The 16,171-nt window shown below is 65.9% G+C and carries 12 protein-coding genes; all 12 read left to right on the top strand.

Features of this window, described 5'->3' with window-relative positions:
• Nucleotides 1–119 precede the first annotated feature (119 nt).
• From AC3WLM_RS18845 to AC3WLM_RS18790, 12 genes are read left to right on the top strand one after another with little or no spacing between them, the layout of a single operon-like run.
• Nucleotides 120–1,868, top strand: coding sequence for a CocE/NonD family hydrolase (locus AC3WLM_RS18845; RefSeq protein ID WP_492478428.1), 1,749 nt, complete (start codon nt 120–122; stop codon nt 1,866–1,868).
• A gap of 54 nt (nt 1,869–1,922) precedes the next feature.
• Complete coding sequence (locus AC3WLM_RS18840; RefSeq protein ID WP_492478427.1) at nt 1,923–4,625, top strand: TonB-dependent receptor domain-containing protein; 2,703 nt, start codon at nt 1,923–1,925, stop codon at nt 4,623–4,625.
• A gap of 17 nt (nt 4,626–4,642) precedes the next feature.
• The gene (locus AC3WLM_RS18835; protein ID WP_492478426.1) at nt 4,643–5,746 is read left to right on the top strand and encodes a CapA family protein; all 1,104 of its coding nucleotides are present in this window, start codon (nt 4,643–4,645) and stop codon (nt 5,744–5,746) included.
• Nucleotides 5,743–6,192, top strand: coding sequence for a TRAP transporter small permease (locus AC3WLM_RS18830; protein WP_492478425.1), 450 nt, complete (start codon nt 5,743–5,745; stop codon nt 6,190–6,192). Before AC3WLM_RS18835 ends, AC3WLM_RS18830 begins: the two co-directional genes overlap by 4 nt.
• Nucleotides 6,192–7,499 carry a TRAP transporter large permease gene (locus tag AC3WLM_RS18825; RefSeq protein WP_492478424.1) on the top strand — a complete coding sequence of 436 codons (1,308 nt, stop codon included), beginning with the start codon at nt 6,192–6,194 and terminating at the stop codon, nt 7,497–7,499. The genes AC3WLM_RS18830 and AC3WLM_RS18825 overlap by 1 nt, the downstream gene beginning before the upstream one ends.
• A 2-nt stretch (nt 7,500–7,501) precedes the next feature.
• Nucleotides 7,502–8,380 (top strand): hypothetical protein, encoded by an 879-nt coding sequence (locus tag AC3WLM_RS18820; protein WP_427467528.1) that lies wholly within the window; start codon nt 7,502–7,504, stop codon nt 8,378–8,380.
• A complete protein-coding gene (locus AC3WLM_RS18815) occupies nt 8,377–10,464 on the top strand; it encodes a CaiB/BaiF CoA-transferase family protein (RefSeq protein WP_492478423.1) in 2,088 nt (695 codons plus the stop codon). Before AC3WLM_RS18820 ends, AC3WLM_RS18815 begins: the two co-directional genes overlap by 4 nt.
• On the top strand, nt 10,461–11,762 hold the full coding sequence (locus tag AC3WLM_RS18810) for a 2-hydroxyacyl-CoA dehydratase subunit D (RefSeq protein ID WP_052242614.1): 1,302 nt from the start codon (nt 10,461–10,463) through the stop codon (nt 11,760–11,762). Before AC3WLM_RS18815 ends, AC3WLM_RS18810 begins: the two co-directional genes overlap by 4 nt.
• Nucleotides 11,759–12,790, top strand: coding sequence for a TRAP transporter substrate-binding protein DctP (dctP, locus tag AC3WLM_RS18805; RefSeq protein ID WP_039336793.1), 1,032 nt, complete (start codon nt 11,759–11,761; stop codon nt 12,788–12,790). Before AC3WLM_RS18810 ends, dctP begins: the two co-directional genes overlap by 4 nt.
• Nucleotides 12,787–13,710 carry an alpha/beta hydrolase gene (locus tag AC3WLM_RS18800; RefSeq protein ID WP_492478422.1) on the top strand — a complete coding sequence of 308 codons (924 nt, stop codon included), beginning with the start codon at nt 12,787–12,789 and terminating at the stop codon, nt 13,708–13,710. Before dctP ends, AC3WLM_RS18800 begins: the two co-directional genes overlap by 4 nt.
• Complete coding sequence (locus tag AC3WLM_RS18795; protein ID WP_492478421.1) at nt 13,707–14,882, top strand: CaiB/BaiF CoA transferase family protein; 1,176 nt, start codon at nt 13,707–13,709, stop codon at nt 14,880–14,882. Before AC3WLM_RS18800 ends, AC3WLM_RS18795 begins: the two co-directional genes overlap by 4 nt.
• Nucleotides 14,879–16,165 (top strand): alpha/beta fold hydrolase, encoded by a 1,287-nt coding sequence (locus AC3WLM_RS18790; protein ID WP_492478420.1) that lies wholly within the window; start codon nt 14,879–14,881, stop codon nt 16,163–16,165. Before AC3WLM_RS18795 ends, AC3WLM_RS18790 begins: the two co-directional genes overlap by 4 nt.
• The last annotated feature ends 6 nt before the right edge of the window (nt 16,166–16,171 follow it).

Raw genomic sequence — 16,171 nt, 5'->3', positions numbered from 1 at the left:
CGCTGGTTATGGACGAAATTGTCAACAATATCGTTGTCCATTTTTCAGTTGTAAGCGCTTGCGGGATAGGTGATCACAGGGTTGCAAGAGCGGCGGATCGATCCGTCCGGGAGAGCATCGTGAAGGGAATCCGCAATCTTACGGGCGCCATCGTGGCGCTGGCAAGCGTGGCCACGTTCGTCGCTGGGCCCGTTGCTGCCGCCGCGGATGGCTATCCTGATGTCGTGCGCCAGTCGATCTACGTGCCGGTGCGCGATGGCACGAGGCTGGCCGTGAACATCTACCGGCCCGCCAGTGGTGCCACGGTTGCGCCTGAGCGTCTGCCGGTGATCTTCTCGTTCACGCCCTATCGAGCGCGCTTCAGGGACAAGGATGGCAAGGTCGTCGAACTTGCGCTTGATGATCGCCTCGCCATGCGCTCGCTGATCCGGGCGGGTTACGTTGTGGCCACCGCCGACATTCGCGGCAAGGGCGCTTCCTTCGGACACCGTCGGGGATTTCAGGATCGTACCGAGGCCTATGACGGTTACGATCTGGTCGAGTGGCTGGCGCGCCAGCCGTTCTCCACCGGCAAGGTGGGCATGATCGGATGTTCCTACCTCGGCGGATCGACGTTCCATACTGCCACGACAACCCCGCCGTCGCTCAAGGCCGTGTTCATCGGCGCTTCCGACCTCGACAAGTATGCCTTCGTGCGGCGCGGCGGCATCCCTGCGCAGTTCAACACCCGGCCTGACGAGCCTGCCGAAGTCGACCTCGCCAGCGTCCCGGTTGACGCCGACACGGATGGGGCGATGCTGAAGGCCGCCGTGGCCGAGCATGCCGCCAACACGCCGATGGCCCCGCTGTGGTACGGCATGCCTTATCGCGACAGCGTTTCGGCCTTCACCGGAAACGAGTTCTGGAACGAGGTCGGCACGTTCAACTACCTGGACCGCATCCGTGCCGCAGGCATCGCCACCTACTTCTGGAGCAACTGGCAGGACGAGCCGACAGCGCAGGCCCTGATCAGCGCCGCCAACATGCCGGGCTCAAGGTTCCTTGCCGGGCCCGGAAGCCATTGCGTGCCGCCGCCGGGGTTCGACTTTACCGGTGAGGTCACGCGCTATTTCGACCACGCTCTGAAAGGCGCGGCCAATGGCATGGAGTCTGCCCCGCGCGCGACCTACTGGCTCGAAGGCCTAGACGGGAAGGGTGGTTATGTTCGCTCCAACCTGCTGCCGGGCGAGGGGGCCAAGCCGGTGTCCTGGTTCCTTGAAGAGGGGAAGAGCGGCACGGCGCGATCGGTGAATGATGGTCTGCTCCGCGCCTCGGCGGGCGGACGCGGCGCGGATCGCTTCACTGTCAACTACGATCTTCCGGACCCCGAGTACTTTGCATTCTGGGCGCAGCCGATGGACGCCAATGGCCTGTCCTATACCACGCCCGCGCTGACTGCGCCGGTGAAGCTGGTGGGCTTCCCCGTGGCGCGGCTGGCGGTTTCGACCGACAAGACTGACGCAAACGTCTTCGTCTACCTCGATCAGGTCGATGCGAGCGGCAAGGCCGAGGTCGTGGCGTTCGGGCGGCTCGCGCTTTCGCACCGCAAGGAGGGCAAGGCCCCCTACGACACGATGGGCTTGCCGTGGCATTCGGGAATGATGGCCGATGTCGCGCCGGTTCGGCCCGGTCAGGTCGTGCGCGTCAACATCGACATGACGCCGGTGTCGCGCGTGGTGCCAGCGGGCGCGCGGCTGCGGCTGACCGTGGCGGGGGCCGATCCGCGCCAGCGCAATCTCAAGGACATTCGCCAGAACCCGGCGCCGGTCATCACCGTGCATCGCGGCGGCGCCAATGCATCCCGGCTCGATCTGCCGGTAAACGACTGAGTTCTTTTTGAAATGCAAAGCCGCATCGACGGCTCAGGGAAGGAGTAGGGGATTATGAAGGGCAAGAGGATCGGGGCCTCGCGGGCCATGCTGAAGCTGGGGTGCTGCGCGCTGGCGATCACGCTTTCGGGTGCGGCCTTCGCGCAGGAGGCGGCGCAAGATACACCTGAAGAGGGCGCGGCCAGCAACGCCGAGATCATCGTCACCGGCAGCCGCGTGCGCGGCGAGGCGCCGGTCGGCTCCACCGTCACGACGCTGGGTCGCAAGGAGATCGAGGCTTCGAGCCAGGTCACCGTCGACCGCATGATCAAGGAGATCCCGCAGGTCTTCGACCTCGGCGTGTCCGAGAACTCGCGCGGACAATCGGGCGGCAGCGGCAACATCACCTATGGCAACTCGGTCAACCTGCGCGGCATCGGACCTTATGCCACGCTGGTGCTGGTCGATGGCCACCGCGTGACCAACAACAGCCGCTCGATCGATCCTTCGGTCATTCCTTCGCTGGGCATCGAGCGCGTGGAAGTGGTCGCCGATGGCGCTTCGGCGATCTACGGGTCCGACGCGGTGGCGGGCGTGGTCAACCTGATCCCGCGCCGCTCGCTCGATGGTGGCGAAGTGTTTGCCCGCACCGGCATCTCCAGCCGGGGCGACTTCCATGAATATACCTTGGGCGCAGCGCTGGGCAAAGTGTTCGAACGCGGCCAGATCATGGTCGCCTACGAGCATGTCGAACGCTCAAACCTTTCGGGCGACGACCGTGATTTCTTCACCAGCGACCAGCGTCGCTTTGGCGGCGGCGATTATCGCATCGTCCGCTGCGCGCCGGGCAATATCAACGCCAACGGCACGACTTATGCGATTCCCTCCAGCGGGGTGACGCAGGCCACCGCAGGAAGCCTCACTGCCGGTTCGCTCAACAAGTGCGACGAGCTCGACAATCAGGACCTGATCCCGCGCCAGAAGTATGACTCGGTCAACAGCACTGGCCGCTACGAACTGACCGACTGGCTCGACGTGTTCTACGACGGGTTCTATTCCAAGCGCTCGTTCTATCGCATCTCGGCCTATTCGAATGCGCGCCTGACGGTGCCGCAGACCAATGCCTTCTTCGTGCGGCCCGATGGCTTTACCGGCTCGAGCTACACGCTCGACTACAACTTCCGGAACGACCTGCCGACCAACGATTCCTATGGCTACGCCCGTTCTTGGCAGATCACGCCGGGGATCAAGGCAAAGCTGCCCGGAGGCTGGGAAGCCGAGGCCCTGTTTGGTTATGGCAAGACCAATGATTTCTCGGGCTCCTACTTCGGCGTGAACAATGCAGCCCTCAACGCCGCGCTCGCCAGCAGCAATCCCGCGACGGCGTTCGATCCCTATGGCCTCGGTCGCACCAGCCAGGCCGTGCTTGATGGCATCGCCAACCAGATCTTTCTTGCGCCGACAAATGGCCGCCTGCGTACGTACGAAGCGCGGCTCAACGGCGGGCTCTTCGCGCTGCCGGGCGGCGAAGTGAAGCTGGCGACGGGGTATGAGCGGCAGGACTTCAAGGTCGCGCTCGGCTCCGCACGCGGCGCGCCGACGAATCCGATCACCTTCCGCAACTTCGGCCGCAAGGTTGATTCGTTCTATGGCGAGCTGTTCATTCCCGTGTTCGGGCCGGACAATGCCATGCCCGGGTTCCAGCGGCTCGAGATCAATGCCGCGGTCCGTCATGACAAGTACAGCGATGTCGGCAGCACGACCAATCCCAAGTTCGGCGTGAACTGGGTGCCGGTCGACGGGATCAAGCTGCGCGGCAGCTATGGCACATCGTTCCGCGCGCCGACGATCCCCGAGATCTACGGCAATTCCAACAACCTGTTCGGCCAGTCCTACCAGAACCCGGCGGGCGGCGCGCCGTTGCAGGGCTATGCCCTGTCGGGCCCGAACCTCGATCTGAAGCCCGAGACGGCGACGTCATGGTCGGTCGGTGCGGACTTCGAACCGACCCGCAACCTGCGCTTCTCGGTCACGTACTGGGACGTGAACTACAAGAACCAGGTGCTGGCGAACCTCTCCAACCTCGCCATCCTTGGCACCGAGGCGCAGTATGCAGGAACGGGCATCATCCTGCGTGGCACCGATGCCGCGACGCGCGTGCAGCAGCTGCTGGCGCAGGGCGTGACGCTGGCGGGCGGGTCGTTCCCTGGTGGCAACCCGGCCAACGTGACCCTGTTCGTTGACGGGCGCAGCCAGAACCTTGGCGTCTCGATCACCCGTGGCATCGATTTCACCGCCACGTGGCGCGCCGAACTGGGCAGCGAGGATGCGCTGACCTTCAACGCTTCGGGCACGTACCTCACCAAGTACCGCGTGGCGCTGACGCCCAAGGCGCCGCTGATCGATCGGCTGGACTTCATCTTCAACCCGCTCAAGTTCAAGGCGCGGGGCAGCGTGACCTGGGATCACGGTCCGTTCAGCGCGCGTGTGCAGGCGATCCATGTCGGTGGCTACTTCAACAACCTGACGGTCGGCGGCCAGAACGTGAAGAGCTACACCCCGGTTGACCTCAACCTCACGTTCCGCATCGGCGACCAGCAGGCAAGCGGGTTCTTCGAGAAGGGCATGACGCTCGGCCTCGAAGTGCGCAACGTGTTCGACACCGATCCGCCTTACGTGAACCTTGCGCCAAGCGGCAACGGCAGCGGTGGGTATGACGCCACCGCCAGCGATCCCATCGGGCGGCTGTTTGCGGTAAGCCTGCGCAAGTCGTTCTGAGAACTGAAGGGTCGCAAGTGCGCAAGGCGGTTACCATGGTGCTGGCGGGGGACCTCGTGCTCGACGAGCCCGATGCCCCCTACTGGCTGGCGGGAATTGCCCCGGCGCTGAAGGAGGCCGACCTTGCGGTGGGCCACCTCGAGGTGCCGCACACCGGGCGGGGACAGGAGCTACAAGGCGACGTTCCCGCGCCGGGCGCGCCGCCTTCGAATGTTGCCGCCATCGCTGCGGCGGGGTTTCACATGCTGAGCCTTGCCGGAAACCACATTGCCGACTGCGGCGCGGAGGGAATCGCCGATACCCTTGCGCTCATGGCCGAGGCAGGTCTCGTCGGATCGGGCGCAGGACTGTCGCTGGTCGAGGCGCGCAAGCCGGCGATGGTCGAGCGCTGCGGCATGCGCATTGCCCTGCTCAGCTACAACTGCGTCGGGCCTGAAAACAGCTGGGCTGGCGATACCCAGGCCGGTTGCGCCTATCTGCGGATCGAAACTGCTGATGGTGGACCGATCGCCCCTGCCGCCGATCTTGTCGGCGTGACGGATCAGGCGCTCGAAGTGCTCCGCAAGGATATCGCGGCGGTGCGCGAAAAGGCAGACTTCGTCATGGTCGCGCTACATAAGGGGGTGGTGCACACGCCCGCCCGCCTCGCCCCCTACGAGCGCGCGATCAGCCATGCAGCCATCGAGGCCGGGGCGGACGTGGTCATCGGGCATCACGCGCATATCGTTCGCGGGATCGAATTCCATCAGCGCAAGCCGATCTTCCATGGCCTCGGCAATGGTTGCGTCGTGACGAGTGCGCTAAGCCCGGCGCAGGACCACCCGGCGCGGCGCGAGTGGGCCGAGAGGCGCAAGGCACTGTTCGGTTTCGAACCGGACCCTGCCTTTACCCTCGCGCCGTTTCATCCGGAAGCGGTCAATGCCATGCTCGGGCGACTGACAGTCCATGAAGATGGCCGGATCGAAGCCGGGATCATCCCGGTGGACGTGCTGGCACCCGGAAGGCCCGTTCTGGCCGAAGGCGAGAGGAAATCCGAGATCGCCCGCTATATCGAAGACATCACGCGGAAGGCCGGACTGCCGCCGATCACCATCGCCGCTGACGGCATGGTGCGCGCATGATCGGGGTGCGCAACGCCATCACCCTGCTCGGCGGGGTCGCGCTGCTCGGCGCAACCGCAACCGATACCGTTGCGGTGATCGGCCGCCATGTCGGCCTGCCGCTGCGGGGCTCCATCGAACTGGTCCAGTTCTTTGTCCTCGTTGCCGGATCGCTGGCCTTGCTGGTCGCAACTGCGGAGCGGGCGCACGCCAAGGTGCATCTGGTGGTGGACCGCATGGGCGATGCCGGGAAGGCCGCCATGGCGCGGCTTTCGGGCCTGCTGGGCGCGGTGTTCTTTGCGGGGCTTCTCGCCGGGTCGTTGTGGCTCATGGCCGATCTGTGGAGCGGGCACGAGGAGAGCGAACTGCTCGGCATCTCGTGGCGCTGGATGCGGCTATTCGCCAACCTGGCACTGCTGGCGACGACCGCAGTGCTGCTCGCGCAAGCCGTCAGGGGGCGCAAGTGATGTTTGCGACGCCCGCGACCGGCGTGATCGGTGTCCTGATCCTCTTTGCGCTGCTGTTGTCGGGCCTGCCGATCGGCGTGGCGCTGGGCCTCGTCGGACTTGGCGGGCTGTGCCTTGTGCTCGGCCTTGAACCCGCACTGATCAAGGGCGGGGTAGTGCTGGTCGATACGCTGACCCGTTATGAACTGGGCACGCTGCCGCTGTTCATGTTCATGGCGCACCTGTTCTTCTCTTCCAACGCCAGCCGCGACCTGTTCGATGCGGCGGCCAAGCTGGTCGGCCATCGGCGCGGCGGGCTGGCCTATGCCTCGGTCGGCGGGTGCGCAGGCTTCGGTGCGATCAACGGATCGAGCCTCGCCACGGCAGCGACCATCGGCCTTGTTGCCCTGCCAGAAATGCGCAAGCGCGGCTATTCGGACGCACTGGCGACCGGGACTGTCGCGGCGGGCGGCACGCTGGGCCAGATGATTCCGCCTTCGGGTGCGCTGATCGTGTTCGGGATCATTGCCGAACAGTCCATTGGCAAACTGTTTACCGCAGCAATCGTGCCGGGGCTGACGCAGGCGCTGCTCTATTGCGCGGTCATCTGGATCGCCGTGCGCCTGCGCCCGCATATTGCCCCGGCCAGCGACCGCGCATCGTGGGCAGAGCGGTGGCAGGCCATCGGCAGGATCGCCGACATGATCGTGCTGATCGCGCTGGTCATCGGCGGCATTGCGCTCGGCTGGTTCAGCCCGTCCGAGGCAGCGTCGATCGGTGCAGCGGGCGCGCTCGCCATCGCGGCGTGGCGCAAGCGCCTCAATCGCGCCATGCTTATGCAGGCCTTCGAGGAAACGCTGCGCACGAGCGGGCTGATCCTCATGGTCATCATTGGCGCCCTGGTCTTCTCGGTCTTCGTTTCGGTTACAGGGTTGACCGACGCCATCGGCGCCTGGGTCACCGGCCTTGGCCTCGGCACGATACCCACGCTGATCCTTGTTGCGGTGATCCTGCTGCTGCTGGGTTCGGTGCTCGATGGCCTTGCGCTGATGCTTCTGACCACGCCGATCCTGCTGCCGGTGGTCGAAGGCGTGGGTATGTCTGCCATCTGGTTCGGCATCTTCCTGTGCCGCGCGATGGAAATCGGCTTCGTCCATCCGCCGTTGGGCATGAACCTGTTCGTGATCCAGGGCGTGGCCAAGGACGTTTCGATCAACCGCATCTTCAAGGGCGTGCTGCCGTTCCTGGCGAGCGACCTTTTGCACCTGCTCATCCTGATCCTGTTCCCCGCGTTGGCGCTGGGGCTGCCCGAATTGCTTGGAAACTGACGATGTTTGCTTATGCCGGACCAAACTTGCCGCATGACCTGTTGGAGGCGACCGGGCGCAATGCCGGACCGCTGACGTGGAACGTGGATCGCGCCATGCCCGCGGCGGACCGCTGGCTGGAAAGCAAGTTCGCGCCGTGGACCCGGTCGGTGCTGCAGGACTGGGCCGACGGCGCGCTCGACCATCTCGAGGCGGTCGTGTTCTCGCGCGCCGACGATAGTGCGCAGCGCCTTTACTACTACCTGTGCGAGTTGCGACGATCCGGCGCGATCAAGGGCCCAGAACCGTTGGTGCTCGACATTGCCAAGAGCCCGCGGGAAAGCAGTATTGCCCGCGACGAGGTGGCGCTGCGCAAGCTGGCGGAGCAGCTGGGCGTGGGCGAGGCGGCGCTGCACTCGGCCATCGCGGCAGGAAATGCGCGGCGCGCAGGCACCGTTGCCAGCACTGGCGGAGGGAAAGTGTGCCTGATCGCAGGAAGCCCTCTGCCCGACGGGCGGATGCACCGGATGGTGGAACAATCCGGATGGTCCGCCATTGGCCGCACCCTTGCCGAGGAGTGGGGCGACATGGGGCCAGCGGTAGACGAGGGACCAGAGCCCTTCGCCGCGCTTGCTCGCCAGCTTCACGCCCGTCACCTCGACACGCGGGGCTTCTTCGACCGATCGGGCGCGCTGACAGAGGTTGCGCGGCGTTCGGGCGCAAAGGCCGCGATCCTGTGGCTGATCGAGGAGGACGACACCACCGTCTGGCACTTGCCGGCCATGCGCGCCGCGCTTGAGACGCAAGGGCTGCCGGTCATGGTCGCCACCCGTCGCGACTGGTCGTGCCGTGACGGGATCGATGCCGAAATCTCTGCCTTTCTCGCAGGAGTGGCCGCATGAAGCTGCTCAGCGGACACCGCGTTGCCGTACTCGGCGGCATGGCGGATCGTGCGCTCGCACGCTTCCTGGCATCGCTTGGTGCGGAACTGGGCGGGCCGGTTGAAGGCGCGTCGTTCGTGATCGATGACCTTGGGCTGGAAGGGCTCGAGGGCGTCAGCATTCCCGAAGCGGCCGTGCACGTATCCGTCACCCCCTTCGGTTCGGGCGGGCCACGCTCGGCCTGGAAGGGCAGCGAGCTGGTCGCCTCGGCGATGGGCGGGGCCTTGCGGGTCACAGGCGAACCCGGCCTGCCCCCGGTCAAGGAGGCGGGCGACGCCTGCACCTTCCACGCCGACATGGTGGCCGCCTCGGGCGCGCTGGCGGCGCACTATGCACGTGGAAGCCACGGGAAGGGCCAGCACGTCGATGTTTCGATCCAGCAAGTCGCCTTCAGCCGGAATTTCAACGGCGTGCTGGTGTGGCAGTTCGACAGGCGCAAGCTGGTCCGCGTTGGCGGCGCACTCGCCTATGGCAAGGCGACGGTGCGGGCGATCTGGCGGCTCGCCGATGGCTGGTGCTTCCATTCGCTGATGACCGGGCGCCTCGGCGCGCCCGCCAACCAGGCGCTGTCAGACTGGATCGACGAAGCGGGCATGCCCAATCCCATGGCTGGGACGGACTGGCTTTCCTACAACCGCTCCACTCTCCCTGCTGAAACCCGCAGTCTGTGGGAAGGGGCCATCGCCGCATTTTTCCTCTCGCGAACCAAGCACGAGATCGCGACCGAAGGCTTGCGGCGCGGGATCAACGCCTGCGTTGCCAACGAACCGGCAGACGTGCTGGCGGACCCGCATCTTGCCGCGCGGGGCTTCTTCGACACGGCGGATGGCCTGCCCGAACGCTTCGCTGCGTTCCGTGAAGGCAGCGCGCAAGTTGCCGCGCCCGCCATCCACACCGGCACCCGTCCGGGGCCGCTTTCGGGCGTGAAGGTGCTCGATTTCGCGTGGGCGCTGGTCGGTTCGATCACCACCAAGACACTGGGCGACCTTGGCGCGGAAATCGTCAAGATCGAGACGCGGACCAGGCCCGATCTGGCCCGTCTGGACGTGCAGGTCTCGGCCTCGAAGCCCGGCAACTGGGACGACAAGCCGTGGTTTTCGCACCTCAACACCTCCAAGCGCAGCCTTTCGCTCAACATGAAGAAGGCCGAGGCCCGCGAGCTGATCGATCCCCTGATCGACTGGGCCGATGTGGTGGTCGAGAACTTCTCGCCCGGCACGATGGCCAAGCTGGGTCTGGATTACGAAAGCCTTGCGGCGCGCAACCCCGGGATCGTGATGGTCTCGGGCAGCGTGTTCGGCCAGACCGGGCCGATGGCGCAGGAATGGGGCGTCGATGGCACCGGCGGGGCGCTCTCGGGCCGCACTTACCTGACCGGCTGGCCGGATCGCGATCCGGTTATCCCCGGCGCGGTCCCGTTCGGCGACGTGATCGTGCCCTATGTCATGGCGGCAGGGGTCGCCGGCGCGCTGCAATATCGGCGCGAGACCGGGCGCGGCTGCCATATCGATGCTTCGATGTACGAGATCTGCGTCCAGCAGATGCGCGATTATCTTGAGCAGGCCAAGCGGGGCGAGCGGCCGCAGCGCATGGGCAATGCCGATGCGCGGGTGTTCTGGCAGGACGTGCTCCCCGCGGCGGGCGAGGACCGCTGGGTGGCGGTCTCCTGCCCGACCGCGGCTGACCATGCGAAGCTTCTGGCGATCACTGGCGCCGATCCCGCCGCATGGACGGCATTGCGCGGGGACCACGCCATCGCCGCCGAGCTTCAGGCCCACGGCATCGCCTGCGGCGTGGTGCAGGATTGCGAGGACATGATCGAGCGCGACGCCCAGTTGATCGGGCGCGGCGCGCTGGTCACGCTCGACCATCCCCTGCTCGGCCCCTTCGGCCACATCGCCACGCCGCTGCGCTTCTCGCGCGATCGGTTCCAACCCTTCCGCGCGCCCGGCATGGGCGAGCATGTCCATGAAATCGCGCGCGATCTGTGCGGCCTGTCAGAGGCCCGGATTGCCGAACTCGAACAGGCAGGAGTCTTCCAGTGAGCGCCGAACCCATCACAAAACCCTCGGGCCAGCGCAGCCGCAAGGACCTTGCCTGCACCGCCGCTGCGAGCGCCTACCAGAAGCAGTTCGGAGCAGACCTCAGGCGCCGCGTCGTCGACGAGGGCGAGCCTTTTGCCATCGTCCAGGCCGATACGCCGCACGAAATATTCCACGTGATGGACATACCGATCATCACCAACCAGTGGTGGTCGGCCTACATCTCGGCCAAGCAGCTCTCGAACCATTATTTCGAGGTGATGGCGCAGGCCGGTTACCCGAAGAACAGCTGCAAGTACTGCTCGCTCGGCCTTGCCTGCACGCTGGCTAACGACCCCAGGACCGCGCCATGGGGCGGCTTGCCAAAGCCCACGGTGCTTGTCGCGCGGATGACCTGCGATTGCATCCAGCACGTGTTCGGGCAGTGGGCCGATGCGCTGGGCAGCGAATTCTTCCCGATGGAAGCCCCCGCGTGGGAGCACAAGGATCCGCGCTGGTTCGCCCATTCGAAGGACCAGTGGGAACAGGTCTATGACGCGGATCGCATCGCGCTCGCCGTTTCGGAAATGCGCGACCTGATCGCGCTGCTGGAGAACCGCACCGGTCGCAAGTTCGATGAGGAAAAGCTCCACTACCTGATGGAGCGCATCAACGAGCAGGAAGGTTATATCTGGGAAGCGGCGCAGGCCATCGGCAAGGCACGGCCGTGCCCGGTCTCGATCGCAGAGCAGATGCCCAACACGATGATTCCGCAGTGGCATCGCGGCTCCGACTGGGCGGTGGGGCATGCCAGGCGCTTTCGCGACGAGGTGATGAACCGCATCGCCGCGGGCGAGGGCACCGCTGCGAATGAGAAGATTCGCCTGATGTGGATCGGCGCGGGCGTGTGGCACGATCCCGGCTTCTATCAGGCGCTGGAAGAGCGCATGGGCGCGGTCTTCGTCTGGTCGATGTACATGCCCTTTGCAGGTCCGCAGTACATCCGCGAAGTGCAGGGCCGTCCGATGGAGGCGCTGGCCAGCCGCATCTGCTCGATGAACGAGGTGCTGCACCTGCCGCCATGGATGAACGGCTGGATGACTAGCGAAGCAGAGCGCTGCGGCATCGATGCTTGCGTTGTCCTGCTGCCACCGGAGAACCGCCTGTCGCAATCCGGCACCAAGATCACCGCCGAGGCGCTGGAAAAGGCAGGCGTGCCGGTGCTGATGATCGACGCCGACATGGTCGATGCCGCCAATTGGGATCATGACAGGATGGTCGGCATGGTGGCGGAGTTCCTGCAGAAGCGAGGGCTCGCGTGAGGCTCTTCGCCGCCCTGCTGATCCTGCTCCTGGCGGCCTGCGCGCGCCCGGTCGATCCGGGCGTGACCGAACTGACTTATGCCTCGCCCTACAGCCCCAACCATCCGTTTTCCAAGGCCGACCAGGAATGGATGGCCTTTGTCGAAAAGCGCTCGGACGGGCGCATCCGGATCAGGCCGGTATGGTCGGGCGCGCTGCTTTCATCGGACATGTCGATGGAGGAACTGCGCCACGGCGTGGCCGATATCGGCCTGATCACGCCGATCTACGTGCGCGGCGGCACGCACCTCATCCGCATCCAGTCGGGCTTCTATCAGGGCGCGGACAGCGTGGAATCGCAGGTTGCGCTCTATGGGTGCATCGCCAGCGCCAATCCGCAGGTCGGGCATGAACTGGCAGGGCTCAAGGTGCTTGCGGTGCAGGGCGGCACGCTGCCCGGTCTCGTTACGGCCAACCGGCAGGTGCGCAGTCTGGATGACATCAAGGGCCTGCGCATCCGTGCGCCGACCGAACTCCTGAGCGTGCTGGACTCCCTCGGTGCGGACCCCGTCAACATGCCGATGGGCGAAGTCTACTCTGCCATGGCCAAGGGCGTGATCGACGGCGTGATCGCGCCGGAAGACACCTTCAAGTCGCTGCACTTTGCCGAAATCTCGAAGCACTTCTACCAGATCGCCGTGCCCCGAGGTGCCTATCCAGCGCGCGCGATGAGCGAGAAGCGCTGGAACGCCTTGTCCGAGGCTGATCGTCAGGTCCTGACCGATGGCATCGTCGTGTGGGAAGCGGCGCTGGCTCGCCAGGTTCGCGCCGCGGTCGAGAAGGGCAAGGCCGAAGCCGTGGCGGCCAAGGTCACCTTCAACCCTGCCAGCGTGGCAGACCAGCAGCGCTTCGACGCAATCTACCTGCGCGATTCAGAAGCCAATGCGCGCGGCCTTGCCGCCTATGGCATCGATGGCGAGGCTGCATTCCGTTCCGCCCGCGCAGCGGTGAAGGGACGGGACCGGATTACCTGCGGGAGTGGCACATGAAGAAGATGACATCCTTCCTGCTGGGCCTCGCGCTCGGCATCGCCCCGCTCACAGCAGAGGCGCAGAGTGCCCGGACGATCGGTATGCCTGCTGGTTCCGGCGGAATGCCTGCCATTGCGCAAGGCCGCGCCGATGCGCCGGGTTACACCATCTACCGCCCCGCAAAGTGGCCGAGCAAGCGCTTGCCACTGGTGCTGTGGGGCAATGGCGGCTGTCGCGACAACGGCCTGTCGGCCAGCCATTTCCTGCGTGAGCTAGCCAGCCACGGCTATATGGTCGTTGCCAATGGCGCCCCGCGCGAGGAGCGGCCGGTGCTTGCCGCACTTCCTCCCGCAAACGGCCCGCGCCCAACAGGGGCTCCGCCGGCCCGAGCAACGCCGGACGAAACGCAGGTAAGCCAGTTGCTTGGCGCGATCGACTGGGTCAGGGGCAGCGATCTCGCGCCCCATGCCGATCTTTCACGCATTGCCGTCATGGGGCACTCCTGCGGCGGCCTGCAAGCCCTTGCAGCCGGTGCCGATCCACGCATCGGCGCGGTCGTCGCCTTCAACAGCGGAGTCTATGTGCGCGCAGGCTCGGGCCTGAGCGGCGTTGGCATTACCAAGGACGATCTCGCCAGGCTGCACACGCCCGTTGCCTACATCCTCGGCGGGCCTGACGACATTGCCTACCCCAACGGGTCTGACGATGTGTCGCGCATTGCCCATGTGCCGGTGTTCTTCGCCAACTCGGCCATCGGCCATGGCGGCACCTTCGGCCTTGCCAATGGTGGCGATTATGGCCGCATCGGCGCGGCCTGGCTCGATTGGCAATTGAAACGCAAGGCCAAGGCGGGCGCGATGTTTACCGGCCCCGACTGCGGGCTGTGCAAGGACAAGCAATGGACCGTGGTCCGCAAGCAATTTCCGGAGAAGCCATGATTTCGCCTCCAGCCACCGGCCCGCTCTCCGGCATCCGGATTGCCGACTTCAGCCACGTCATGGCTGGGCCTTACGCTTCGCACCTGCTGCGGATGATGGGGGCCGAGGTCATCAAGATCGAGCCCAAGGGCGGAGATGGCTTCCGCAACTATGGCGCTGACCGGCGCTACGACGGGATGTCGCCCGCGTTCATCGCTGCCAATGCCGGCAAGAAGTCGATCGCGCTCGATCTCAAGGACGAGGGCGATCTTGCCATTGCCCGGGGCGTGATCGCCCGGTCCGACGTCTTGCTCGAAAACTTCCGGCCCGGCGTCATGGCGCGGCTCGGTCTTGGCTACGAGGCTGCGTGCGATCTGCGTCCCGACCTAATATACTGCTCGGTTTCCGGCTATGGCCAGGAAGGCCCGCACCGCGATTGGCCGGCCATCGACAATATCGTGCAGGCCACCAGTGGCATGATGATGCTGAGTGGCGACGAGGGTGATCCGCCGGTGCGCGTGGGCTTCCCCATCGTCGATACGCTGACCGGACAGACCGCCGCCATGGCGATCCTCGGCGCGCTCATGCAGCGCGAGCGTGGCGGTGGGGGCAGCAAGCTCGATGTATCGATGTTCGATGCCAGCCTCGCCTTCATGACCTCGGCGCTGACTCCGTTCCTCGTGACCGGCAAGCCGATGAGCCGCATGGGCAACACCGGCTATAGCGGATTGCCGACGGCGTCGCTGTTCACCACGCGCGATGGGCGGCAGATCTCGCTCGGCGTAGTCCAGCCGCCGCAGTTCGCTGCACTCGCGCGCGAACTCGGACACGAGGACTGGCTGGCCGATGAACGCTTTGCCACGCCCGACGCCCGCCGCGCCAATTTCGATGCCATGCACGCCGCTCTCTCGGCCGTGTTCGCCACGGGCGATGCCGCTGATTGGGAGCAGCGCCTGAGCAATGCAGGCATTCCCTGCGGCATGGTGCGTCGCGTGGACGAGGCTGGGGCGCTTGCAGGCAAGGGCGCACTGGTGGATCTTCAGATTCCCGGTCTCCCCCAGGAATGCGTTCAAATTCCCGGCCCCGGCTACCGTGTGGCGGGGCAGGCGGGTCCGACGCTTGCCGCACCGCCCCGTCTAGATGCAGACCGTGCCGATATTCTCGCGTGGCTGGCGCAGGAGCCAGTGGCGTGAAGCTGCGTCTGCTGCTCGCCCCTCTGGCGATGCTTGCCGCTCCGCTCGTCGCGCAGGATGCAGCGCCCGTTTCGCGCATGATCGAGGGCACACTTGCCAGCGGGGCGAAATGGCAGGCACTGGTTCCGGCAAACTTCAACGGCAGCCTGCTGTTGTGGAGCCACGGCTACTCCCCCCGCATCGACCCGGCCGAACCCGCGCCTGCGCAGTACCGTGATCTGCTGCTCGCCAAGGGTTATGCGCTGGTGGCGTCGGACTATGGCGCGGGAGGGTGGTCGCTCGAACAGGCTGTGCCCGCGCAGCGCGCCACGGTCGAGGCCTTTGTCGCGCGCGAAGGGCGCCCGGCACGCGTGCTGGCCTGGGGGTCGTCGATGGGCGGCCTCATTTCCACCGCGCTGGCCGAGCAGGACAGGCCAGTGATCGACGGCGCTCTCGCGATGTGCCCTTCGATCGGCGGCGCGGTCGGCATGATGAACATGGGGCTGGACGGGGCTTTTGCCACCGCCGCCCTGATCGCGCCCAATTCCGGGCTGTCGCTGGTCAACGTCGCTGACGACATGGCCAATGGCCGCAAGGCCATGGCGGCAATCGATGCTGCCCGTCAAACCCGCGAAGGCAGGGCGCGGATCGCACTGGCGGGTGTGCTCGGCGGCATTCCCGGCTGGACCCGGCCCGAGCGTCCCGAACCCGCTGCCGACGATACCGAAGCGCAGGTTGACGAGATCGCCGCAACGCTGGTCATGGGCACCTTCATGCCGCGCAATGATCAGGAGAGCCGCGCGGGCGGCGTCTTCTCGTGGAACACCGGCGTGAACTACGCCCGGCAACTGGATCGTTCGGGACGTCGGCCCTTCGTGGAGGCGATGTATCGCAAGGCCGGGCTGAGCCTGAGCCGCGATCTCGCCACGCTTGCCCGTGCCCCAAGGATCAGCGCCAAGCCATCAGCCGTGCGCTACATGCTTGATAACTATACGCCATCAGCTCGCCCGCGCGTGCCGCTGGTGTCGCTGCAGGCGGTGGGCGATGGGCTGACCTCACCTTCGCTGCAGCGCGCCTATGCCGACGCTGCGCCGCCTGCGATGATGCAGCCACTCTGGCACAAGGGAGCGGGGCACTGCCGCTTGCCCCCCGAACAGGTACTTGCGGCGATTGCGCATCTTGAACAGCGCATCGCTTCGGGGAAGTGGCCAGCGCGTCCGACCCAGTTCGTCGATCACACGCCGCCACCGATGTTGCGTCCGTGCCTGCGGCAGGAGGGCCCGTCCGGCCCGCGCTGCCGCTAGGCACCA

This window comes from Novosphingobium sp. FW305-C-30-35 (assembly GCF_058783135.1).
This window is presented reverse-complemented; position numbering and strand designations above follow the sequence as displayed.

Bases quoted from the DNA above. Each gene is read 5' to 3' on its own strand.
- AC3WLM_RS18815 (WP_492478423.1), top strand. From the start codon at position 8,377: ATGAAGCTGCTCAGCGGACACCGCGTTGCCGTACTCGGCGGCATGGCG.
- AC3WLM_RS18825 (WP_492478424.1), top strand. From the start codon at position 6,192: ATGTTTGCGACGCCCGCGACCGGCGTGATCGGTGTCCTGATCCTCTTT.
- AC3WLM_RS18830 (WP_492478425.1), top strand. From the start codon at position 5,743: ATGATCGGGGTGCGCAACGCCATCACCCTGCTCGGCGGGGTCGCGCTG.
- AC3WLM_RS18800 (WP_492478422.1), top strand. From the start codon at position 12,787: ATGAAGAAGATGACATCCTTCCTGCTGGGCCTCGCGCTCGGCATCGCC.
- AC3WLM_RS18795 (WP_492478421.1), top strand. From the start codon at position 13,707: ATGATTTCGCCTCCAGCCACCGGCCCGCTCTCCGGCATCCGGATTGCC.
- AC3WLM_RS18820 (WP_427467528.1), top strand. From the start codon at position 7,502: ATGTTTGCTTATGCCGGACCAAACTTGCCGCATGACCTGTTGGAGGCG.
- AC3WLM_RS18840 (WP_492478427.1), top strand. From the start codon at position 1,923: ATGAAGGGCAAGAGGATCGGGGCCTCGCGGGCCATGCTGAAGCTGGGG.